This is a genomic window from Butyricimonas muris, from assembly GCF_046365375.1.
Classification (GTDB): Bacteria; Bacteroidota; Bacteroidia; order Bacteroidales; family Marinifilaceae; genus Butyricimonas; species Butyricimonas muris.
Window position 1 is genome coordinate 39,686 of the sequence record NZ_JBKEIT010000008.1, and the last position, 25,077, is coordinate 64,762.

18 protein-coding genes are annotated in these 25,077 nt (G+C 41.3%); 15 read left to right on the forward strand and 3 right to left on the reverse strand.

The annotated features are described in order from the left end of the window. Positions 1–114: 114 nt before the first annotated feature. The 3 genes from ACK8P8_RS13865 (at position 115) to ACK8P8_RS13875 (ending at position 2,159) form a co-directional block, all read left to right on the forward strand. Positions 115–519 (forward strand): hypothetical protein, encoded by a 405-nt coding sequence (locus tag ACK8P8_RS13865; protein WP_099291388.1) that lies wholly within the window; start codon positions 115–117, stop codon positions 517–519. A gap of 71 nt (positions 520–590) precedes the next feature. After that, complete coding sequence (locus ACK8P8_RS13870; RefSeq protein WP_186974924.1) at positions 591–1,643, forward strand: helix-turn-helix domain-containing protein; 1,053 nt, start codon at positions 591–593, stop codon at positions 1,641–1,643. Then, positions 1,644–2,159: a PIN domain-containing protein gene (locus ACK8P8_RS13875; RefSeq protein ID WP_186974925.1), complete on the forward strand. Its 516-nt coding sequence runs from the start codon at positions 1,644–1,646 to the stop codon at positions 2,157–2,159. 9 nt (positions 2,160–2,168) lie between these two features. Here the strand turns inward: ACK8P8_RS13875 and ACK8P8_RS13880 are convergent, their stop codons facing one another. After that, a complete protein-coding gene (locus ACK8P8_RS13880; RefSeq protein ID WP_369860414.1) occupies positions 2,169–2,711 on the reverse strand; it encodes a sigma-70 family RNA polymerase sigma factor in 543 nt (180 codons plus the stop codon). Between the two features lie 176 nt (positions 2,712–2,887). Between ACK8P8_RS13880 and ACK8P8_RS13885 the strand changes: the two genes are divergently transcribed. The 10 genes from ACK8P8_RS13885 to radA all read left to right on the forward strand — a co-directional run bounded on the left by ACK8P8_RS13885 (position 2,888) and on the right by radA (position 18,454). Continuing rightward, positions 2,888–4,033 carry a FecR family protein gene (locus ACK8P8_RS13885; protein ID WP_369860413.1) on the forward strand — a complete coding sequence of 382 codons (1,146 nt, stop codon included), beginning with the start codon at positions 2,888–2,890 and terminating at the stop codon, positions 4,031–4,033. A 130-nt stretch (positions 4,034–4,163) separates the two neighbouring features. After that, positions 4,164–7,496, forward strand: coding sequence for a SusC/RagA family TonB-linked outer membrane protein (locus tag ACK8P8_RS13890; RefSeq protein WP_292265092.1), 3,333 nt, complete (start codon positions 4,164–4,166; stop codon positions 7,494–7,496). Positions 7,497–7,508: 12 nt separating this feature from the next. Then, positions 7,509–8,936 (forward strand): RagB/SusD family nutrient uptake outer membrane protein, encoded by a 1,428-nt coding sequence (locus tag ACK8P8_RS13895; protein ID WP_227217548.1) that lies wholly within the window; start codon positions 7,509–7,511, stop codon positions 8,934–8,936. A 10-nt stretch (positions 8,937–8,946) separates the two neighbouring features. Then, a complete protein-coding gene (locus ACK8P8_RS13900) occupies positions 8,947–9,720 on the forward strand; it encodes a DUF4843 domain-containing protein (RefSeq protein WP_292265095.1) in 774 nt (257 codons plus the stop codon). Positions 9,721–9,747: 27 nt separating this feature from the next. Beyond that, positions 9,748–11,331, forward strand: a complete 1,584-nt coding sequence (locus ACK8P8_RS13905; protein ID WP_369860411.1) for a PKD-like family lipoprotein — start codon at positions 9,748–9,750, stop codon at positions 11,329–11,331. A gap of 12 nt (positions 11,332–11,343) precedes the next feature. Next, entirely contained in the window at positions 11,344–12,438 is a 1,095-nt protein-coding gene (locus ACK8P8_RS13910; RefSeq protein ID WP_369860410.1) for a redoxin domain-containing protein, read from the forward strand. 314 nt (positions 12,439–12,752) lie between these two features. Further along, the gene (locus ACK8P8_RS13915; RefSeq protein WP_369860409.1) at positions 12,753–14,300 is read left to right on the forward strand and encodes a PD-(D/E)XK nuclease domain-containing ATP-binding protein; all 1,548 of its coding nucleotides are present in this window, start codon (positions 12,753–12,755) and stop codon (positions 14,298–14,300) included. 31 nt (positions 14,301–14,331) lie between these two features. After that, positions 14,332–16,662, forward strand: a complete 2,331-nt coding sequence (locus ACK8P8_RS13920; protein ID WP_369860438.1) for a transglycosylase domain-containing protein — start codon at positions 14,332–14,334, stop codon at positions 16,660–16,662. Positions 16,663–16,687: 25 nt separating this feature from the next. Further along, positions 16,688–17,050 carry a four helix bundle protein gene (locus ACK8P8_RS13925; protein ID WP_099291400.1) on the forward strand — a complete coding sequence of 121 codons (363 nt, stop codon included), beginning with the start codon at positions 16,688–16,690 and terminating at the stop codon, positions 17,048–17,050. Between the two features lie 36 nt (positions 17,051–17,086). Further along, a complete protein-coding gene (gene radA, locus ACK8P8_RS13930) occupies positions 17,087–18,454 on the forward strand; it encodes a DNA repair protein RadA (RefSeq protein WP_369860408.1) in 1,368 nt (455 codons plus the stop codon). Here radA and ACK8P8_RS13935 read toward each other — a convergent pair. Together ACK8P8_RS13935 and ACK8P8_RS13940 are read right to left on the reverse strand one after the other, a co-directional pair. Then, positions 18,451–19,623, reverse strand: coding sequence for an ATP-binding protein (locus tag ACK8P8_RS13935; protein WP_369860407.1), 1,173 nt, complete (start codon positions 19,621–19,623; stop codon positions 18,451–18,453). The two genes, radA and ACK8P8_RS13935, sit on opposite strands and share 4 nt — an antisense overlap. Positions 19,624–19,731: 108 nt before the next feature. Then, positions 19,732–20,277: an RNA polymerase sigma factor gene (locus tag ACK8P8_RS13940; RefSeq protein ID WP_369860406.1), complete on the reverse strand. Its 546-nt coding sequence runs from the start codon at positions 20,275–20,277 to the stop codon at positions 19,732–19,734. Between the two features lie 165 nt (positions 20,278–20,442). On the opposite strand from ACK8P8_RS13940, the gene ACK8P8_RS13945 reads away from it, so the two are divergent. Next, positions 20,443–21,474 carry a FecR family protein gene (locus ACK8P8_RS13945; RefSeq protein WP_369860405.1) on the forward strand — a complete coding sequence of 344 codons (1,032 nt, stop codon included), beginning with the start codon at positions 20,443–20,445 and terminating at the stop codon, positions 21,472–21,474. Positions 21,475–21,613: 139 nt separating this feature from the next. Further along, complete coding sequence (locus ACK8P8_RS13950) at positions 21,614–25,066, forward strand: SusC/RagA family TonB-linked outer membrane protein (RefSeq protein ID WP_369860404.1); 3,453 nt, start codon at positions 21,614–21,616, stop codon at positions 25,064–25,066. Positions 25,067–25,077: the final 11 nt, after the last annotated feature.

Here is a 25,077-nt window from a genome sequence, read left to right on the forward strand (position 1 = left end):
AAAAACTAAAAGTTGAGTAAATTGCCGATTTAAAGTAGCGTTTTTTGAACAAATTGCTGTTTTGAATCGGCAATTTTGTATTTTTGTAATCACCATTACAAAAAATAGGTGCTTATGAAGAATAAGAAATTGAAAGGGATACTTTATTTATGTGCTATTCTGGTGTTGTTCGCGTTAGGGCTGTTCATTTGGATGAAGACGTCCAAAATAGTGGAGGAAAAGACGTTCACGATAAAAGGGCAACAGGAAGCGATTTTCGAGTATAACACGAAGATAGAGTTACCTAAAGCGATACGTGTACATTTTGACGGGAAATTAGATTGTGATGCTATATTGATTATCAAGGAAAACGGGGAAGGAAATGCCATTCGTTTCCGTCGTTCTTTTCCGCTGAAAGCCGGAGAACTCAAAGATTACGATTTCCAGACAACTTGGACACACCCGGGGATGATTATCGAGTTACGTTCTAAAGATTGCGAAGTGAACGATGTGGAAATCCATATCGAAGTCGAAGGGTAAGTAAAAATTATTTGTTCTGGTTTACATTTTGATTAAAAATCGTATATTTGTAAACTCAAATAAAAGTTACTATGGAACAAATATTTTCTCAAAGATTAAAGAATGCGAGGATCATGCAAGGACTCTCTATGGATGAATTGTGTGAAGTAATGGGTAATATTGTTTCTAAACAAGCTATTTCGAAATATGAGAATGGAAAGATGTTACCCAATAGTACTGTGTTGATACAATTGGCAAATGTACTTCACACGAGTATTGATTATTTTTTCAAACCGTTTCAGGTTAAATTAGAAGGAATTGAATTTCGAAAAAAAGCAAAATTATTATCCAAAGAGAAAGCTAAAATTGAAGAACAAGTTTTGGATATGGTGGAAAGATACTTGGAAATAGAAAGTATTCTTAACATTGATTCTACGTTTAGTACTGAATTGGATTATATAGTAGTACGGGATGCCAAAGATATAAGACCTTTAGTTGATCGGCTCCGAGAGGTATGGAAAATAGGTGAAGATCCTATCAATAATATTATAGAATTATTGGAAGAGAATAAGATTAAAGTAATAGAAATTGATGCAGATAATTCCTTTGATGGGCTTAGTGGCTTTATTGGGGGAAAATGTCCGTTTATTATTTTGAATAAGAATTTTTTACCGGAAAGAAAAAGATTCACGGCGGCACATGAATTAGGGCATTTATTATTGAATATAGATCCTGTTTTATCAAGTAAGAAGAAAGAATATTTATGTAATCGATTTGCTAATGAGATTTTGATCTCTGAATCTGTGTTTATTAATCTTATTGGCAACAGTCGGAAAGATATTTCTTTAAAAGAGTTGATAGATATTCAATGTCAATTCGGTGTATCGATAGATGCGTTGATGTATAAGGCGAAAGAATTGAATATCATAACGGAATCAAGATTAAAAACGTATTATATAAAAAAGAATAGAATATCTGATTTTAAAGAAATTGTAGAAAAAAGTCGTTTTCCTGAAGAATGTTCTTCTCGTTTCGAACGACTCGTGTATCGGGCTCTAGCAAGTGAAATAGTTTCATTCTCAAAGGCTTCTGTGTTGGTTAAAAAGCCAGTACACCAACTAAAAGAAAGTTTAAATCTCGTGTAAATGGAAACTGTTGTTGTTAATGATACCAATGTATTTATAGATCTCTGTGATATAGATTTATTGGATGATTTTTTTAGACTTTCTCAGAAAATTCATACAACTGATTTTGTTATGAATGAATTGGTAAAGGAAGAACAACGGGTAAAAGTTGAGCAATTTTTTAATGATGGCTTGTTAGCGGTTAAGACACATTCTGTTGATGAATTATTAGAAATAATTGATTATCAGCAGAAACAAGATAATAATGTGTCTATTACTGATTGTTCCGTTTGGTTATACGCTCAAAAGAATCATTATAGATTACTCACGGGAGATAACAAGTTGCGTAGATCGGCTGTTAAATCGGGAACTATTGTTTCTGGAATTCTTTATATTTTTGATCAGTTGGTAGAACAACATATAATAACTCCTCAAATTGCGTATGATAAACTAAATTTGTTGAGGACGATTAATCAACGTTTACCTGATAAGGATATTTCGGAACGTTTGAAAAGATGGACTGAAATGGTGTCGTGATGTTTGCGGCTAGAATGAGTGAAAGAAAAGGTAAAATAACAGGCAATGAATTGATTCATCCGGGTTTTTACCGATATAAGTCCGGATTTTCGTGTATGCTTTTTTGATGTTTTTATGAACTTGGGAATGTGTTACGTTCAGCTCATTCGATATTTCGTCGTAGTTTTTGCCCGCTAATTTCATTTCTACGATTCGCTTTTGCAAGTCGGAAAGGTTATCCATTGCCAGATTCAGTTTTGTGAACAAGTCGTCATACGTGGTGTCATATTCGGAAGTGGTACTGAAAACGAGCGATTCGAAATACTTCAGGTTATTGCGGTCTATCACGTTCTTGTGACGGAGAAAGCTGATACAACGATTTTTAGACATCGCCAGCAGGTATTGTTTCGTGTTTATCTCTTCCGGTATAGTTTGATATTTCTCGAAAAAACAGATAAACACGTCTTGAACCAAATCTTCGGTATCATCTCTATTCATTATATAGTGATAAATGAAGTTATATATATCACTATAATAGCTTTTGAAGATATGTTCAAATTTCTCCTCGGGCATATTCGGGATTTAAAATTTCTGTTTTTTTCCAAAACCACATCACAAATATATGCGATAAAATTTTTATTTGGACTTGTTGGGGTAAAAATATATTGTTGGAAATAATAAAAAAATATTGGAATAAGGGGGGCCCATTTTTTCACTTAAGCGTTTTATTATAAAAATCAAGTGGTTTTATGCAGATAGATTGGAGCAAATTATTTTCATATATCAACGGTTTTGCGGACCGGAAGACTATCGAGGAAGTGGAAAGTTGGCGTGAAAAGGATTCCCGGAATGAAGAGTTTTACCGGCGTACCCGGGATTATTATGCGAATAGTCCAACCCGGAACGAATCTTTTTCGGAAGGACAATTGGATATTCTTTACAAGAAGATGTTGAAGAGTAAACGAGGCAGGAAACGGCGTGCGTTGTGGCAAAGGACAACGGTGGCAGCGTCTGTTATTTTGTTGCTTTCGGTAGGTGTTTGGTGGTATTATACCGGGAATATGCACGACGAGAGTAAAGCACATGTTCCCGTTCATGCGGCGGAGGTAATCATTATTACCGAGAGCGGCGATAAGTTTACAGCCAAGCAATTGGATTCCGGTATCGCGAGACAAGTTGCCGATAATAAATTGGAATATTCCGCGCGTGAGAACACGAGTGAAGAGGATGCTACCCGTGTGGAAAAACAGGCACCGAGGCACACGATAATCGTGCCGCGGGGTAAGACTTTCGAGTTGGTTTTGGCTGATGGGACTTTCGTGTTACTCGGACCTTCCAGCGAGTTGACTTATCCCGTGCAATTTGATTCTTGTTCCACGAGAGAAGTTACTCTTCGGGGAGAGGCTTATTTCGAGGTGACTAAATCATCCAACCGTTTTGCCGTGAACACGGAGCGAATGAAATTGCAGGTGTACGGGACCACGTTTAATATTTTTGCCCGGGAAAAGATGCCGGTTGAAGCCGTGTTGGTCGAGGGGCGGGTTGGAATCACTCCCGGAAATGGTACCGGAGAAACGATACTCCATCCCGGGGATATGTATTCTATTGACGAAGCGGGAGATATTAAAGTGATGCAGGTGGATTTGGCAGAATACAAGGCAAAACGGAATGGTTATGTCCTTTTCAACGGTAAAACGATAGAACAAATCGTGCGAAGTCTTGAATTATATTATGATGTTGATTTTGTGCACGAGGGAGCAGTCCCGGATACGCGGGAATACGTGTTCTCGGTGAAACGTACTTCCTCTCTTCGGGAGGTTTTGGACGTGATAGAGTCTGTTGCTGATGTTAAATTCGTAATCGACGGGAAGGAGGTGGAGATTACCCGGAAATAGCATCATGTATAAAGAAAAACAGGATACCCGTTTGCCGACGTGCATCCTGTAGAATAAATTAATGGTTCAGTGTGTATCTCGAAAATCACGAACCGGTTAATTAACTCGATAAATATTTAAAAACAAAGTTATGAAAAAAAGTTTATTATTTCGCAATAGGGGCGGTTCTTTTTGTAAGATATGCTTGTGGGTTTGCCTGCTATTGGGAGTTACGAGCGTGAATGCTCAAGACGTTTTATCTAAAAAAATTACACTTGAATTGAAAGACTCCCCTATTATTGAGGTGTTGTTGGAAATTCAAAAACAAACGGATGTGAATTTCGCTTACGGGAAGACGCAATTGGAACAACTGAAACCCGTTACGCTTAGCGTGAAGCAAATGCCGTTGGAGGAGGTTTTGAAAATCGTGTTGAAAGATACCGGTTTTGAGTATGTTATTCAACAGAATACGGTAGTAATCAAGCGGAAAGGTGCTAAAACGCCTGAAGTAGCAAAAATCACAATCACGGGTAAAGTAACAGATAAGGATAATATTCCTTTGCCGGGAGTTACGATTTTACTGAAAGGAACAACTTTAGGTATCACGACGGATATGGACGGAAAATATTCGCTCACGATTCCCAACGTGGAGAATCCGGTTTTAGTTTTTTCATTCATTGGGATGAAAAAAGACGAAATTGCTGTTGACGGGCGAAAAGTTATTGATGTTGTGCTGCAAGAAGAAAAAACGGAGGTAGAAGAAGTTGTTGTAACCGGTATCTATAACCGTAAGAAAGAAAGTTTTACCGGCTCTTCGCAAACTTATAAAGCGGAAGAATTGAAAGTAGTCGGTAATCAAAACTTATTGCAAAGTTTGAAAACACTGGATCCCGCTTTTGCTATTCTTGAAAACAATCAATACGGTTCCGACCCTAATCGCTTGCCCGACGTGGAAATCCGGGGAAAGAGTAGTATCGTCGGTTTCAAGGAGGAGTTCGGGGAAGATCCTAATCAGCCGTTATTTATTCTGGATGGTTTCGAGAGTTCTTTGCGCACGATTATGGACTTGAGTATGGATAGGATAGCTTCCGTCACTATATTGAAAGATGCGGCTTCCACTGCCATATACGGTGCAAAGGCTGCCAACGGGGTTATTGTTGTGGAAACAAAAGTTCCGGAAGCCGGTAAAATAAGATTAACGTATAACGGGAGTTTTGATGTGTCGTTTGCCGATTTGAGCGCTTATAACCTAATGAACGCGGCGGAAAAGTTGGAGTTTGAACGTTTGGCAGGAAATTTTTCTTCAAATGTTGTAACTCATGAAGAAGAGTTACAAATGCGTTATAATCGTTTGCTGGCGAACGTGAAGAAAGGTGTTGACACGTATTGGATGTCCGAGCCTTTGCGAATAGGTTTGAACCAACGTCATAATTTATACGTGCAAGGAGGTGACCAGCAGATTCGTTTCGGGTTGGGACTGAATTACACGAATATAGAAGGTGTGATGAAAGAGTCGCGTCGTCAGTTGGTAAGTGGAAACTTGGATTTGTTGTACCGGGTTGGTAAATTGAATTTCCAAAATAAATTAACTCTTGATTTCACGAAGACCACGGACCCGATAGTTCCTTTCTCGGAGTATTCAAGAGCAAACCCGTATTACCCTAAATACAACGAGTTCGGGGGAATAGATAAATGGCTGGAAACACCGGGTGCAGGTGATACTCAAGCTTCAGACGGGGGAATCTACGTGCCGAATCCACTTTGGAATGCTTCATTGAACAGTTATAACGAGGGGGATACTTATGATATGCGCAATAATCTGGATATAGAATATCGTCCTTGGGATTTTTTGTATGTTCGCGGACGTATCGGGGTATCGAAATCGGTATCGACAACAGAAGTTTTTCGTTCACCGGAAGACACGCAATTCGATGAAACAGAGTCATTGAAAAAAGGTTCTTATTCTGATAGCCATTCCGAATCATTCGGGTATGACGGCTCCTTGACAGTAACTTACGGACAACTATTGGCAGATGCGCATCAAATCAATGCTGTTCTCGGGCTTTCTTTTTCGGAAAGCACCAGTGATTCTAAATCTTTTTCCGCGATAGGTTTCCCACGCGGAGATTATACTACACCCGGTTTTGCCAATTCGTACACGGAAAACAGTAAACCCGGTTATAGCGATGCCAAAAAGAGAGCGGTTAATTTTTATTTTAACGGTGGATATTCTTACATGAATCGCTATTTGCTGGATGTCAATTTAAGAGCTGACGGTTCATCTGTATTTGGGTCTAACAAACGTTTCACCACGACGTGGGCTATCGGGTTGGCATGGAATCTTCATAACGAGGATTTTATAAAGAATAACACGAATTTGTTTTCCATGTTGAAAATCAGAGCTTCTATCGGTAACCCGGGTAACCAGAATTTCGGTTCATTCAAAACGATTAATACTTACAAGTTTAACAACTGGATGCAGAATAATTTTGGCACGGGTATTTTGGTAGACGCCTTTGGAGATCCGGATTTGGATTGGCAGAAGACATTGGATAAAAATATTGGCGCGGATGTGAGTATGTTCAATAATCGATTCCATGTTACTTTTGATTATTACCACAAATTGACGGATCCTTTATTAGCCTCCATCGGGGTTGCCATGTCCGTGGGAGTCACTTCCCGTTTGGCAAATATCGGAAAGCAAGTTGACAAAGGATTTAACGGAACGATAAAATACTCTTTCATTTATAAGCCTAAAGAGCGTGTAAATCTGACAACGAGTTTGACTTTCCGGAGAAGCAAGGCGTATTATGATGGCATCGAAACGAAATTGGGAAAATACAACAACGAGAATATCGGGAAAAATTTGTCCCGTTATTTTGACGGCGGTAGTCCGACAGCTTTATGGACCGTTCGTTCGGAGGGAATTGACCCTGCCACGGGAAAAGAAATTTTCTTGACAAAAGACGGACGTAGAACATTTACTTACGATTATGAAAATGAAGTACTTGTAGGTGATACTCGTCCGGATTTGGAGGGGGTATTCGGTAATGTCTTGTATTTTAAAGGTCTTTCGGCTAGTATTTATTTCAGATATAGTTTTGGGGCTGATGCATTCAACTCTACTTTGTACAACAAGGTGGAAAATATTTCGAGAGAAGGTTTACAAAAGAATCAAGACAAACGCGCGCTGTATGACCGTTGGAAAGAACCGGGGGACAAGGCCAGATTCAAAGGAATCGCCTTGACGGATGTTACCCAAATGTCATCTCGTTTCGTGCAGAAAAATAATTATATCGTGCTGGAGTCCGTTCGATTGGGATACGAATTGCCGTACAATTGGATAAAGAAGACGGGTTTTTCAGGAATGTCGTTAAGTGCCTACATGAATGATATTTGCCGGATTGCTTCTTTGAAAGACGAACGCGGTATTGATTATCCGTTCGCGAGAAGTGTTACGTTTGCTATTTCGGTTAATTTTTAATTTTTGACAATTATGAAAACGAAATTTATATCTGTTTTTCTCCTGTTAGCTGGAATATGTAGTGGATGTTCCGATTGGTTGGATGTAAAACCCAGTGACAGAATATCGGAAAAAACAGCTTTTTCGACTGTTGCCGGTTTTGAAGAAGCGTTAAATGGTATTTATGTTGAATTGAACAACGATAACTTGTACGGTCGGGCACTAACATGTGAATTCGTGGAAATCTTGGCACAGCGTTACGCTATCCCGGAAGAGAATAAGAGTCTCTATTCTTTAGCGAATTACGAGTATGATGGAGCTTATTCCAAGAGTAAAATTGAATCTATTTGGCAAAAGGCTTATAGCTTGATTGCCAATACTAATCTGTTGATAAAGAATTGTGAGGTAAACCGTGCTGTTCTCTCGGACGATTACTATCATTTGTGCCGGGGTGAAGCATTGGCTTTACGCGGAATGTTGCATTTTGATTTATTCCGTTTATTCGGACCGGTTTACGGGGCTTCCTCGGAAACACTTCCTTATTACGAAGAGTTCGTGTTAGATGTAAACCCTTCTTTGCCGAGCGATAAGTTTATGGGTAAGGTGATAGATGATTTACTGAATGCGGAGAAAGAGTTGGAGATTGATCCTATTATTACGCATGGAGTCCAAGGCGATTCAAGAAATGTCTTTTTCCAATATCGTAATTTACGTCTTAATTATTATGCAGTACAGGCTTTGTTAGCCCGGGTTTACATGTATACCGGAAATACGGAGAAAGCGAAAGAATATGCGCTGAAAATTATTGAAATATCGGAAAAGTTATTCCCGTGGGTGGATCCGATGACGATGGGAACTGATGGGACTATTCCCGATAGGATGTTTTCGACCGAGGTATTATTCGCACTGCAAAACTTGAATCGTAATTCAATATTTACCTCTCTGTTTGACGCGCAAAATCTGAAATTGCAATCATCATTACTGATTCCCCGTTTCGATGTTGTAAGACAAGTTTTTCAAAAAGCAGGAGGCTCGGGAGCTGATTACCGGTATAAATATTTTTTGTCTTCCGCTACATTTGACTTTGATGGAGAGAGTTATGCACTTTATGACCGTTATCAAGGGCAAGATTCATTGTACCAGCAAATGATACCTATGTTAAGAACAAGCGAGATGTATATGATTGCCACGGAGGTGACAGAAGATCCCGAGGAAGCAACCGACTATCTTAATACCTTGCGGGTAAACCGGGGATTGCGTGAGATCTCTTCGACACAAGTAGAACAGTCTTTGGAAGCGGAATGGCTTAGGGAGTTATATGGAGAGGGGCAATTGTTTTTCTATTACAAACGGAAAATGAAAACAGAGATTCAATCGGCATATGATCCGTACGGAACGAAAACAATCAATCTGTTGAGATATGTATTACCCATTCCAGACGGGGAAACAAAATATAATTAAAGTTTAAGTTATGAAACGAATTATTTATATGCTTATCCTGTTCATGATCTTTTTGGGAGCATGCGAGGAAAAAATAGATGTATACGAGGGTTCAAGTGGGATTTATTTTGACCCGACGGAAGCCGTGTTGGACACGATTGTGGTGCCATGGGGATTGAAGAATTCAGACATAAAGACGCAAAATATGAATCTGCGAGTGTGCTTGTTGGGAGATGTGGCTGATTATGACCGAAAATTCACGATTCAGGTAATCGCGGATGAACAAGATACTTTGAGTGCCGTGGAGGGCGAAGATTTCCGTCTTCTGCAAAAAGAATACGCAATTCTCGCAGGAAAAGCGGATGCGTTGGTGGAAATCGAGTTGTTGCGGGCTGATGATCTTATCAAACGTCCCCGGCGTTTTACGTTACGACTGGAAGAAACTCCGGAATTGGGATTCCTGTATTCTCGTATGCAAACATTAATTGATACTGCTCAAGTAACTTCACTACGAGCGATAGATTATCAACGTGTCATACACATGGATGAACGTTTTCAAGTCCCCGTGTGGTGGTCGCTTTATGGCGAAAACTTCTTTGGTAAATTCTCAACGAAAAAGGCTATATTTATTTGCGATCAAATGGGGTACGATCGTGAGGATTTTGTTGCTTCTTTCGTGGAAAGCGGTTTGAATGAAGGTAAGTTGAGATTTGCCGCAAGATACTTGCATGAATACCTTCAAGAGCATCCCGAATTGGATGAGGATGGAGAACCGATGACAATGGGACCTGATGCGCAGAAATAATTTTAAATATAGCTAAATAAGAGCGTTATGAAAAGATATTTGTTTTATATATTATTGGGGTGGTGGGCATTTTCCTCCTGTTTCGATGACAAGGGAAATTACGATTATCGCGAGATTAACGAGTTGTCCATTGCCGGAATCGGTAGGGATACGACTTACACGCTGATGGCTTTCGCGGATGTACTTCGTCTGCAACCGGAAATAGCTTCTACTTTAGAAAAGGATGAATCCGAGTACGAGTATGAATGGAAATTGATTCCCAATGGAATAGATATTAATGAAGTGAAAGACGGGGAGGATTTTGTTATCGGTCGAGATAAAAACTTGGAATGGTTAGCCGAGGCGAATGCCGGTACTTATGACGGGTTTTATATCGTGACGGACAAATCAACGGGAGTTGCCTATCGGGAGCGTTTTTCCGTACGTTTGACAACAATGACGAGTGAAGGATGGTTGGTGCTTTGTGACATGGGGGGAGAAGCTCGTCTTGATATGGTAGTCAATAGGGATGAAACAAAGGATATTATTGCCAAGAATATTTGGGCAAACCAAGATTTTTCAGTGGGGAAACCCTTGAAGTTACTTCCTTGCTGGTTCCGTAATAAACATTCTCGTATGTTACTTGTTTCGGAAAAAGGTACTTACGAGATTGATAAATCGGATATGCACGTGGGTGAAGATACTGATTTCAAATGGTTTTTTGGAATTGTTCCGGAAGTGGTAAATCTTCAGATGGCTAAATTCTCGCAACGTTGTACCCAAGGAGAAGACCGTTGGACACTTGTTACGGAAAGCGGGGATGTCTATTCCGAGCTTGCCGCTAACGGGGTCGGTTTTTTCGGGTATCCGGTGAATTTTATCAAGGGGGAACGGTTCGAGGCGGCTCCTTTCGTCGGGGTGATGAATCGTTGGATTTATATCGCCGGAGCTTCGGACCCGGTTCCGGTGATGCTATATGATGCCACGAACCGCCAGTTTTTGAATATTAAGCAAAAAGAAACTTATCCCTCCGTGATGGAATTTTCCGGGGATAAAAAATTTGATGCACGAACCGGGCGGGATTTTGTGGCAGGGGCGAGTACGTTTAGTTCGTTGGGCGAAGGGCTCAATTGGGTTGTTTTGAAAGACCCGAACACGAGCAGGCATTACGCTTATGGGATTCTCATGGGATACGATGAGAAAAACGAACAAAGGTTCTACGAGGAGATTAAAGGCCCCGGCTTGGAAAATGCGACTCAATTTGCCTTTAGTAATAACTATAATCATATTTATTATCTCAGTAACAACACGATTTATGCTTTTGACGTTGCTTATCCCGACGAAGAAGCGATACCGGTATTGACATTCCCGGGAGAAAAGATAAAAGTGATAAAATTTGAACCTTTAGTGTCTAATAATTCTTGGGGTGCTACTGATTCATGGCAAAGAAAACGCGCTTGGCGCCTAATCGTGGGGTCCACGGTGGATGGTATGGATGAATCGGAATGCGGTATCATGCGGACTTACGATACACCTCAAGATTTGCGGAAAGGCAAGTTTGAACTACATAAAAAACACGATAAACTGGGAAATATTGTGGATATCACGTATAAAGAACCTGATAAAAATTAAATATTGATGAAAATGAATTGGATAGTCTGGTTAGGCAGTATGATTTTGGCTGCCTGCCAACCCTCTCCTCGTTATGTGATAGAGGGACAGATAACCGGTTACGAGGGGCGAATATTGTTGGTTGCCCCGAGAGTGACGGGAACGTGGGATACCTTGGGAAATGTATTGTCGACAGATGGCACGTTCCTCTTTGAAGGGAGTGTAAAAGAACCGGTTATGGCGGAAATTGTGGCTCCGGACACGAGGTTACGAGTGCCAATACTTGTTGAAAATAGCGAGTTTAAAGTGGAAGCGAATATACCGGATGTTTCAACTTATGTCATAAATGGAGGGGGAGTCCTGCAACAGCAACGGAATGAATTGCGGAAAAAAGAGTCGGAGATAAAGATGCAAAAAGATTCCATGCGGTTAGAATACGAGAAAATTTACGGCAATGATTACTTCGGTAAACTGCAAATACGTGGTTTATTGTCTAAAATGGATGAGCGTTATAGTGAAGTTGAGAGTGATTTTGTTCGTCAACACGATAATCTTGTCGGTGCTGCCGTCGTGTACGGGCGTATGCAAACTTTTTACAGGGCAAAACGTCTACACGAGAGATATGCTTTGCTGGGTGAAAACGCTCGTAAAACAGTTCCGGGGCTTTTAATGAAGCCGTATGTCGATAAAGAGTCGCGAATCATCGTCGGGGGAACCGCTCCCGATTTCAAAATGGTAACTCCCGAAGGAGATTCGCTTTCTTTGTATGATATAAAAGCAAAAGTAAAAATACTGGATTTTTGGGCTTCTTGGTGTGGACCTTGTCGCGCGGAAAATCCTAATGTCCGGAAAATTTATCGCAAGTATAAAGATGCGGGATTGGAAATCGTAAGTGTATCTTTTGATACCAAAAAAGAGGCATGGATACGAGCGATTCAAGAGGATAAATTAAACTGGATTCATTTGTCTGATTTAAAAGGATGGAGTAGTATAGCTTCCAACCTGTATGAAGTTCACGGCATTCCTTACGTTTTCGTGTTGGATGAAAACAATCGAATTATAGCTGAAAGCCTAAGGGGAGAAGCATTGGAAGAATGTATTGTTGCAGCTTTGAAAGGAACGGAATAGGCTTGTTTCTTTAATAACTATTTGAAAATGTAGAGGGTGTGTTTCGACACACCCTCTCGTCCATAAGGCCTGAAAGTCTGACAATATCAAGATACGGAAAGGTCAAGCACGGGAAAGGGAAAAGATGTTCTCACGTCGGGTTATCGAAGTTCAGTCGGTTCGAAACGGCTGGACAATGACGGAATAACGGTTGAAGAACGAGAGAAGGGGCTGATTGAGGTCTTAACGTGAATTGTAATATCTTTATTGTCTTGCTTAATAATGTTCTAAATCTCGTTGATTTTGCCTAACTTTGTGGTTTAAATGCAAGAGAAATGAGCAACGGGTTATATCCTATCGGTATTCAGAATTTTGAGAGCCTGCGGAAAGACGGGTATCTTTACGTGGACAAAACAAGGTTGATTTATAGGCTGGTAAAATCAGGGCGTTACTATTTTTTGAGTCGTCCGCGTCGGTTCGGGAAAAGTTTGCTTATCTCGACGATTGAGGCTTATTTTCAAGGAAAACGTGAGGTGTTTCATGGTCTTGCCATGGAGGAGTTGGAAAAAGAGTGGCTGCAACATCCTATTCTGCATCTTGATTTGAATATCGAGAAGTATGATTCTGTCGAGAGTTTGGGTAATATTCTCAATGATAACTTGACCCGGTGGGAGAACCTTTACGGGCGGGAAGCGTCGGAGGTGTCGTTCTCGTTACGATTCGCCGGGGTTATTCGCCGGGCTCACGAGCGGACGGGGCAACGGGTGGTAATTCTTGTTGACGAGTACGATAAGCCGATGTTGCAGGCCATCAATAACGAAGGGTTGCAACGGGAATTTCGCAATACGTTGAAACCGTTTTACGGAGTTTTGAAAACCATGGACGGGGATATCAAGTTCGCTTTATTGACTGGTGTTACCAAGTTCGGGAAAGTCAGCGTGTTCAGTGACCTCAATAATCTAAATGATATATCCATGGATAACCGGTATGTCGCTATATGCGGGATGACGGGGGAAGAGATTCATCGTTATTTCGAGGCTGATTTGCACGAATTGGCTTCTGCCCAGAACATGACGTACGAGGAGGTATGCGCCCGGTTGAAGGAGTCTTATGACGGGTATCATTTCGTGGAAAATTCCGAGGGAATTTACAATCCCTTTAGCGTGTTGAACACCTTTTACAAGATGAAATTCGGTAGTTACTGGTTTGAAACGGGAACCCCGACTTATCTGGTGGAATTGTTGCAGAAGAACCATTATAATTTGGAACAAATGTCCCGGGAGGAAACGAGCGAGGAGGTGCTGAACAGTATCTACGCGGACGAGAGCCCGATTCCCGTGATTTATCAAAGCGGGTATCTCACGATTAAGGATTATGATGAAGAGTTTGGAAATTACATTCTTGGATTCCCGAATCGTGAAGTGGAGGAGGGGTTTGTCAAGTTTTTGATGCCGTTCTACACGAGAATAAATAAAGTGGAATCCCCGTTCGAAATTCAACAATTCGTGAAAGAAATCAGAACCGGTAAGCCGGATGCTTTCTTGTGTAGGCTTCAGAGTTTTTTTGCCGATACGCCTTACGAGATTATCCGGGATTTGGAAGTGCATTACCAGAATGTACTTTTCATCGTTTTTCGTTTGGTGGGCTTTTACGTGAAAGTCGAGTATCACACGTCGGAGGGAAGGGTTGATTTGGTGTTGCAGACAGACCGTTATATTTACGTGATGGAGTTCAAGTTGGACGGAACGGCGGAGGAGGCTCTGCGTCAGATAGAGGAGAAGCATTACGCTCGCCCGTTCGAGGCTGATTCCCGGCAGTTGTTCCGGATAGGAATTAATTTTGACAATAAAACTCGAAATATCGGGGAGTGGATAGTGGAATGAAAATAGGTAATAAATATTTAACAGAATGCAGATATTAAAGAAATATTGGAAAGACTTTGTCATTTTTTGGGGATTGTTCGTGATATTCGTGGGAGGAATATTTTTCTTTTTTTACTTGGTTTCCGACGGGAAGTTAGGTTTTATGCCCACGTTCGAGGAGTTGGAAAATCCGAATAATAGTTTTGCGACAGAGGTGTATTCTGCTGACGGGAAAATCATCGGGAAATATTTCGAGGGTAGCGAGAACCGTCGTTACATGGAATATAAAGATATTCCCCAGAGCGTGATTGACGCGTTGATAGCCACGGAGGACGTACGTTTTTATGAACATAGCGGTATTGACGTGCGCGGTCTGTTCCGTGTGGCAAAAGGAATGGCGACAGGTAATTCGGCAGCTGGGGGAGGTAGCACGATTACTCAACAGCTGGCAAAGATGTTATTCCCCAGAGAGGCAAACCAAAGCTTCGTGGAGTTGGCTGTCCGTAAATTCCGGGAATGGGTGATTGCCGTGAAGTTGGAAAAGAGCTACACGAAAGAGGAAATCATCACCATGTATCTCAATAAATTTGACTTTTTAAATTTGGCGGTTGGTATTAACTCCGCGGCAAATATTTATTTCTCCACTTCTCCCGATTCATTGCGGGTAGAGCAATCGGCCATGTTGGTGGGTATGGCAAAAAATCCTTCACTTTTCAATCCCGTGCGCCGACCGGATAAAACGTTGGGGCGCCGGAACGTGGTGTTGAGCCAGATGTTGAAATATGACAAGATTTCCGAAACGGAATACGATTCTTTGAAGAATTTGCCGTTGGGACTGGATTTTCATAAAGAAGACCATAAAGAGGGTATCGCTACTTATTTCCGGGAATATATGCGTTTGTACCTGACAGCTAATAAACCGGAAAAGAAGAATTACAAATGGAATAAAGATCAATATGCAGTTGATTCGCTGGCATGGGAGAGGGACCCGCTTTACGGGTGGTGTAACAAGAATCTGAAATCCGACGGTTCCCGTTATAATATTTATACCGACGGACTGAAGATTTACACGACTCTGGATTCCCGGATGCAAAAGTACGCGGAGGAGGCAGTGACCGAGCATTTAGGGGGAACGTTGCAACCGACTTTTATGGCGGAAAGAAAGCATAAAGCGAATCCGCCTTTCTCCAATGACCTGACGAAGGAAGCGATTAATGAAATTTTGAATACTTCTATCCGGCGCACGGAACGCTATCGCTCCATGAACAAGGCTGGCAAGAGTTTTGCCGAGATCAAGAAAGAGTTCGCTAAACCGATAGCCATGTCTGTTTTCACGTGGAATGGAGTGCGTGACACGACAATGAGTCCGTTGGATTCTCTGAAGCATTATAAATCGTTCTTCCGTGCCGGATTTATGGCAATGGAACCCGCTACCGGACATATCAAGGCGTACGTGGGAGGTCCTAATTATCATTATTTTCAGTATGATATGGTGAGCACGGGTAAACGGCAGATCGGATCTACTATTAAGCCGATTCTTTATACCTTGGCGATGCAGGAGGGATTGGAGCCCTGTCAGAAAGTGTTGAACGTGCAGCAAACTTTCGTGTTGCCGGACGGGACTACATGGACGCCCCGCAATTCGACAAATAAGCGTGAGGGTGAGATGGTTACTTTGAAATGGGGGTTGGCGAACTCGGTAAATAATATTTCCGGTTGGGTATTGAAGCAATTTACCCCGGAGGCAGTGGTACAGATGGCTCATCGAATGGGTATTAACAGTTTTATAGATCCGGTGCCTGCTATATTCTTGGGTTCTTCGGAAGTTTCCGTGAAAGAGATGGTTTCCGCTTTTTCCGTGTACGCGAATAAAGGAGTGTACAATTCGCCGATAATGGTGACCAAGATAGAGGATAAGTACGGTAATTTATTGGCGACGTTCCAGCCCGAATCCCGAGAGGTAATCACGGAGAATACGGCTTATTTGATGGCGAATCTTTTGAAAGGTGTTATTGATGAAGGAACCGGTATCCGGTTGCGCTATCGTTATAAATTTACCAATCCGATCGGTGGGAAGACCGGAACGACACAGAATCACTCCGACGGTTGGTTTATCGGAATCACTCCCGATCTTGCCGGGGGAGTGTGGGTTGGAGCTGAAGACCGTTCCATCCATTTCCAGAACTTGGCGAATGGTCAAGGAGCCAGTATGGCTCTCCCGATTTGGGCATTATTTATGCAAAAAGTATATGCCGATAAATCGCTTGCCGTTCCGCAACGAGATTTCGAAAAACCGAATGGCGTGAATAAAGTCCTTGATTGTGATGACGAGGGTGACGAGGTGGTCACTGAATCCGATTTCGTGGATGAAATTTTTGACTAATACAATTGAAAATTGAAAGTTGAAAATGAAAGAGGAAAATATTGTTGCGGGGAAGTCTTTCCGATTTGCGGTACGGATAGTTAATTTGTACAAGTTTTTATGTGCAGAGCGTAAGGAGTTTGTGTTGTCGAAACAGTTGCTTAGGAGTGGGACGTCGATTGGAGCGTTGATTAGAGAGAGTGAACATGCGCAGTCTAAAGCAGATTTCATTAATAAAGTGAATATAGCTTTAAAAGAGGCCAATGAAACGGAATATTGGCTTCTATTGCTGAAAGAAACAGATTATTTAACCGAGTCAGAGTTTGATTCTATCATAGGGGAGAGCCGTGAATTAATCCGGCTTACAGCAAGTATAGTAAAAACAACAAAATTGAACGTTGAAAACTAATCATTTTCAATTTTCAATTTTCAATTTTCAATTGTTATGGTGAAATCTAAGACCGTTTACGTTTGCCAGAATTGCGGGGCGAAAGAATCCAAGTGGGTAGGGAAATGTGCCACTTGTGGAGAGTGGAATAGTTTTGTGGAGGAAGTGGAAGTTTCCGTGAAGGGGAAACGGGCGGCTTCTATTATCGGGAATAGTTCTTCCCGCCCGTTGAGGTTATCGGAGGTGAAAACCAATGCCGACGAACGGATGGATACGGGCGACGGGGAATTGAACCGGGTGTTGGGAGGCGGAATTGTACCGGGCTCTATGATCTTGTTGGGCGGAGAGCCGGGCATCGGGAAATCCACTCTTATCTTGCAATTTGCCTTGCATAATCATAACGGGAAGGTGCTTTACGTGTCGGGGGAGGAAAGTGTATCCCAGATTAAGATGCGGGCACAACGTTTGGGTGCGGAGAATGACGATTGTTTGTTTCTTTCCGGTAATTCACTGGAAGCGGTGCTGGAACATTCCCGTGCATTGGAACCGAAACTGTTGATTATCGATTCCATTCAGACATTGTCTACCGAAACGGTGGATGCTATCCCGGGAAGTCTTTCACAAATACGGGAATGCACGAATGTATTGTTGCGTTTCTCCAAAGAAAATACTATTACCACGATATTGATCGGACATATCACGAAAGACGGTCAGCTGGCCGGTCCCAAGATTTTGGAACATATGGTGGATACCGTGTTACAGTTCGAGGGTGACCAACAACACATGTATCGCATCCTGCGTTCCATGAAGAACCGTTTCGGTTCGACGTCCGAGATCGGGATATACGAGATGCTGCAATCCGGTTTACGTCAGGTAGCAAATCCTTCCGAGTTGCTCCTTTCCAATCATGACCAGAATTTAAGCGGGGTGGCGGTTGCCGCCACGATGGAAGGCGTCAGAACGATTTTGTTGGAAGTGCAGGCATTGGTAAGCACGGCTGCTTACGGGACGCCCCAGAGGTCTGCAACGGGCTTTGACACTCGTCGTTTGAATATGTTGTTGGCGGTGCTTGAAAAACGGGTAGGATTCCGTTTGGCGGCAAAGGATGTTTTTCTGAATATCGCGGGAGGTATTCGGGTGAGTGACCCTGCCTTGGATCTCGGCGTGGTTATGGCTGTACTTTCCTCGAATATTGACGCCCCGATACCGTCGGACACGGTATTTGCCGGGGAAGTCGGGCTTTCGGGTGAAATACGTGCCGTTAGTCGTATCGAGCAACGAGTATTGGAAGCCGAGAAACTGGGGTTCCAACAGATATTCGTGCCGTCGGGGAATAAAAAGGCTCTTGTCAAAACTCCGGCACATATAAACGTGAAATTCGTGTCCCGAATAGGAGATATTTGCAGGGATTTGTTCGGAAATTAGTAGGTTAAACCGAAAGCCCACAATGGAATGATATTTTTATACCCGTATTCGATATCGTCTTTCACGATGTAAGCGTTTTCTATGCCCTCGATCTGTTTTTGATTTTTGTTTTTTCCCCCGACTTCAAAGGTATATTTTCCTATAGTGAAATCTGCCGCGGAGGATGTTACGACTTCTCGTGTTGTTCGCATCAAGGAAAAGAATACGGTTTCACGTATGTTTCCGATGTCAGGGGTATTATCCGTGATGGCGTATGCGAGATTTGTGTTATTTAGATATACCTTATCCACTTTACCAAGTAGTTTTATCCCTTTTGTATCAGTGCGTAATTGGTTAATAATTCCCGCTTTTTCGAGGTAGAACATTAAGTCGGGTACCGCATTGCGATTTATATCTAAATCCCGTGATAATTTCGAGAAATTTGGTTTGAAAGGAACGCTTTGAGCGATTATATACAACATTTTTTTCAATTTCTGTGCGGTTGCAACATTCATTTGTGCGAAAATCGGAATATCATTTTCGAGTGTTTGGTTCAAGACACTTCTTAAACGTGCGTGGTAACCGTCTTCGTTGAAAAACGGATAGAAACCGTGTTGCAGGTATTCTTTGAATAATGGCAAAGGACGTTCCTTTTCGTGAGGAAATGGTATCTTGTTGGATAAAATTTCTTCAAGTGAAAGCACGGGTAATTCGATATTCCTGGCAATAACGAGAAATTCTCTAAAAGATAACCCTGTCATGCGATATTCTAACTTGCGACGACTGAGATCCGCCCCTCCTTGTTCTAAATCGAGTATAGAGGAGCCTGTGTACACTACTTTTAAACCGGGGAGCAGGTCGTATATGTTTTTTATTTCCCTAGACCATCCCGGATATTTGTGAATTTCGTCAATATAAAGTTTTTTTCCCCCGTTTTGATAAAATTGTAAAGCGAGATCGACGAACGTGTGAGTAGAAAAATAGAGATCATCAGCTGTAACAAAAAGTGTTTCGTCAATATTATCGTGGAGTTTAATGTGCTGTAGCAGTAAGGTTGTTTTGCCTACACCTCTTGCCCCTAATATAGCAATCAGGCGGCTATCCCATGAAATTTGGTCATGCAGATAACGGACAAAACTCGTGGTCGTGTTATCTAAGAGTAATTTAAAAGTTCTATATAATGTATTCATAGTTTATTGTTTATCAAATTATTATTGCAAATATATGAAAATTGCACGATAAATCTTGCAGTTTTACCTATTTTCTGCTTGTTTCATCTTGCAATTTGAGAAAATGTGCTATAAGTTATTGTTAATTATATGTTTCCGTAGGATGATGACCGCTTCCCGCCGTTTATTATAGACGGTTTGGAGAGCGATACCCAGTTTTGATGCAATCTCTTCCGGTTTCCAACCTTCGAGATACATACGAATTACTGTGGCGTAATCTTCGGGTAGGATTTGAAGGGAATCGTACAGGGTTTTGTACAGCTCTACACGTTCCATATCGTCCGAGAATTCATATTCTACTTTACACTCCAATTTGAAACGTTGCTGGTGTCCCAAATGTTTTAATTTATTCTTGTATGCGTTTTTCAGGGCGATAAAACAGAATGTCTTAATGTATGCCAGCGTGGGAAATTGAACAGAACTTCGCTTCCATATATCGGCCATGACATCTTGGATAATATCTTCAGACGGGATGTTGAGAGGTTCAAACAAACGAGTTGCGTATAGATATAGTTCCCTGTATATCATACGATAAACAACGCCGAATGCATGGGCATTCCGTTGGTTGAACGCTTTCAAAAGTGCATCATCCGACTCGTCTGAGTGAAGTGTCATATTCCTTCGATTTTTGCAAAAATAATATTATTTCGCAAGATGTAATAATTTATCCGCCAATCTTATCACCATTTTATCGTGAAATTCTTGCAATTTTGAAAAAAAATGTAGTTCCTCTCGGTAGTTTTTCCGGTTTCGATTTATATATGGGTAAAAGCATAAGATATGAAAACAAAAAGAGATATAGACGAATTGATTGATACGATAAAAATACCCTCGGACCGGGAGGTTGAGGCGGCTGTGCGTCGCTTCGAGCAAAGGCTTCGCCGGATGAAGCGTCGTCGTCAAATAATATGGGCTACAAGTTCTGCAGCGGCTGTGATATTATTCGGTATCATTTTCACCTTGTTGTGGACAGAGGAACACAAGAGCGTTGAACCTGTGAAAGTTGCCAAGACCGTGAAAGTCGAAAACAAAGTCGTAGTTCCCACGTTGATTCTTGCCGGGGGAAACAGCGTGAACCTGAAACAAGAGAATGTAGAAAAGACAATTCACGAATCGAATATTCGAGTAGAGGAGAATCATATCGTTTATGATTCTGTCGTGAACAATACTCGGGAGATCGAGTACAACACGCTTGTGATTCCTGCCGGGTACACTTATAATGTTACGCTTGCCGATGGTACTCGGGTAACGCTCAACGCTGGAAGCCGCTTGAAATACCCGGTTGAGTTCGTCGGGGACAGGCGGGAGGTAGAGTTGTCCGGGGAAGCGTATTTCGATGTGACCAAATCGGGAAAGCCCTTCGAGGTAAGTGTTTCTGATTCTAAAATCCGGGTTTACGGGACTCAATTCAATGTGAAGACCTCTCGTGAAAATACCGTAGAAACGGTATTGGTGGAGGGAAAAATCGGATTCCGGTCACCCGGTCGGGAGGAAGTGAAAGTTGTTCCCGGCGAACAAGTATCGTATAACGCAACTTCCGGGAATGTCGATGTTAGGCAGGTGGATACACGTTATACTACTGCATGGATGGATGGTGTGTTTAAGTATCAGGATAAAAAGTTGAATCTTGTACTGGAGGATATTTCTGCTTGGTACGGGATTGAATTTGAGCTACAAACTGATATTACGATGATTGAGGTTACCATGAATCTGAACAAAAAGACTTCGATAGAGGAGGTGATTTCATTTATCGAGTTGATGACAAATTGTAAATTCATAAAGGAAAGGGGGCATTACATTGTAAATAAGTAACAGAGAATAAAAAGATATCCCGCCAGGCGGGATAATCTTCAAGACAAAATCGCGGTCTTATAAAATTGGACCTTTATTGATCGCGACATTGATGCAGTAAATATTATTTACTATTTAAATTAATTAGTACTACAAATTTATGCAAAAAAAAGGAAGGGCGGTACATCTATCGCTAAAAAAAAGTATGTTGTGCGTGTTATTGATATTCACAACGCTTAGTTTCATACCGTTGAATATGTATGGGACAACGAATTTTATTTTGGACGATATCCAGAAAAAGGTGACTATTTCAATGAAAGATGCCACTTTAGAGAAGATTCTCGTGGAAATTAATCGACAGACGGGAGTGGATTATGGTTTTCAAAGTAATGGGAAAGTAGATAAAAACAAGAAGTTTACAATAGACGTAAAAGAAGTTTCTGTCGAAGAAGCACTCACGATTTTGTTGAAAGATAGTCCTTATGATTTTATTCTTGAGAAGAATCGGGTAGTTATTATAGAGCGAAAAGAAGTTGCTAAAGCTGTAAATATGATAAAAGTCAGCGGTCGTATCGTGGACGAGAAAGGAAATCCTATTGCTGGGGCGACAATCATGATCGTGGGAACAACGCAAGGAGTTGCTTCTGACGCAGAAGGACGCTATACTATTGCTGCTAAGCCGGATGATGTGTTGCGGGTTTCTTTTATCGGTTTTGAAACAAAGATTGTTGATATTAAAGGGAAAGAAAAGTTGAATATTCGTTTGGAATCCACGGAGGAAAATTTGGAAGAGGTAACTGTCGTGGCTTTTGGAGAACAGAAAAAAGAAAGCGTGGTGTCGGCGATTACTACTGTGCGTCCGATGGATTTGAAATCGTCGAATAGTGATTTGACGGCTAGTTTTGCAGGTAAGATTGCGGGTATTGTTGGTTGGCAAACAGGGGGGCTTCCCGGAGCATTAACGGAAGAAGAGATGAACACAAAGTTTTATATTCGTGGAATTACTTCTTTCCAGACGGATGCTAATATTGACCCGTTGATATTAATCGATGGCGTAGAGTCTTCTAAATTGGATCTTTCTCGTATTGCACCAGAAGATATTGAAAGTTTTAGTGTGATGAAGGATGCTTCTGCTACTGCTATGTATGGAGCTCGTGGTGCGAATGGGGTAATCTTGGTAACAACAAAGAAGGGAGAAGCTGGTAGTGTTTATGCTTCTGTTCGTTACGAGGCAGTAGCGTCTATGCCAACGAAAGAGATTGATGTGGTGGATCCGATTACTTATATGAAAATGTATAACAAAGCGTTAGTCGGACGGGATCCGGAGGCAACGCCTAAATATAGTGTGGAAAGAATAAATCGTACCGGTTCTCCCGATTATCCTTCTTGGGTATACCCTGCGAATAATTGGTACGATGTATTGTTTAAAGATTATTCCGTGAACCATCGGTTTGGTTTGAATATTCGGGGTGGTTCTGATATTATTCAGTATTACGTGTCGTTAAATTATAACCGGGATAAGGGTATGTTAAAGACCGATCGTTTGAATGATTTTGATTGTAATATCACGAATTCGACCACTTCTTTTCGGGCTAATTTGAATATTAATTTGAATGCGGGAATAAAACTTGTGATGAACTCTTCGGCTTCATTGGATAAATATCATGGTCCTTACGAGAGTGCCCAAGAAGCATATGCGTTGGCTTTTGCGGCTTCACCCGTAGATTTTGCACCCATGTACCCAGGGGATGATAATAGTAATTGGCCTCACCTTCGCTTTGGTAGTTCGCCGAGTTTACAAAGAAATCCTTATTCGTTGATTCATAGTGGCTATTTAGAGAGAACGAGGTATTCCGTGACAAATAAAGCTGAATATATACATAATTTGTCTAGATTACTGAAAGGTTTGGAGGTACGGGCAAGCATATCGTTGACTCAAACTGGTTATTATTCAACGCCAAATACAACTTCTCCTTATTTGTATGCATTGGAGGACTACGATTTTGAAACGGGTAAGCATAAATTGGCTCTTTTAAACTCAATGATTTCCGATAGAACATTGAAACTTGGGCAGACTTCCAGTACGGCAAGCACCCAAACGACGTATGAATTACGCGGTTTACACACAGCAGCATGGGGAGAGCATCAGACTAGTTTAACCGTGGTTTTGAATGCTTTGGAGTCAACGGCTTCGCCAGCTTCTTCTATTTTGAACGGAATGGAACATCGTAATTTAGGACTTTCCGTGAGAGGAAGTTACGGGTATAAAGACCGTTATTTTGTTGAAGCTAGTTTCGGGTATAATGGATCCGAGCGGTTTGCTAAACAGAATAAGATGGGATTTTTTCCTGCTGCCGGAGGTGCATGGATTGTTTCTAAAGAGCCTTTTATGAGCGCAACTTCAAATTGGTTGTCTTTTATGAAATTTAGAATCTCATACGGGCAGGTAGGTAATGATGGAATTATAAAAGAGCCGCGTTTCGTTTATTTACCTTTATTGGATCGTCAGGTGACAACGTGGAATCCTACGCCGGGAGGAACTGAAATGAAAAGATACCGAATATATTCTTATGCGAACGAGGATATAAAATGGGAGATAGCGGAACAAGTGAATCTTGGGTTGGAGATGAAGTTATTTGATGGTTTGTTGGATTTCACGTTGGACGCCTATCAGGAGATACGCCATAATATTATCGGTAGCCGGACAACGATTCCATCGTCCATGGGATTTGAGATAGCCCCGTTGGCTAACATTGGAAAAGCCAAATCTCAAGGGATTGACTTTTCCGGTAAGGTGCAACATGCTTTTTCAAATGATTTCTGGATGATTTTGAATGGTACATTGACCTATAATAAAGCGACTTACCTAAAGATTGAGGAAGCGACGAATAAACCGGTATGGCAATTGAAGAAAGGGCATGAACTTTCTCAACAGGTAGGGTATATTGCGGAAGGGCTATTTCATGATCAAGCTGAAATAGATAACGCTCCGGTTCAAGGAGGGAAGGTTATGCCGGGAGATATTCGTTACCGGGATTTGAATGGTGATGGAGTGATTGATGTTAATGATGCCACTCATATCGGCTTCCCGGAAACGCCACGTTTGACATATGGTTTTAGCGGATTCGTGAATTATAAAAATTGGGAATTTAGTTTTTCTTTTCAAGGTTCTGGACGGCGTTCATTCTTTATGAACCCTGCGTTGATTTCTCCATTTGTTCGTGATAATGCCATGTTAACGGCTATTTATAGAGATCATTGGTCGGAAGATAATATGTCCAGAAAACCTTTTTGGCCTCGATTGTCAACCCAAAATCTTGTGACACACAGTCCTCAGGAAGATTGGTATAACGAGAATAACAACGAGATACGTAAAAGTACCTATTTTATGCGTGAATGTAGTTTTTTGAGATGTACGGCTTTGGAACTAGCGTATAATTTGCCTGATTCGTTGAAAAATAAATTGAAAATGCAAAATGTGAAGTTTTTTGTTCGGGCAAACAATCCGTTTTTGATTACTAATTTCAAGGTATGGGATGTAGAACTTGGCGAAAGTGGATTCAATTATCCTATTCAAAAAACTTATACTATTGGCTTAAACTTTAGTTTCTAATTTCAATAGCG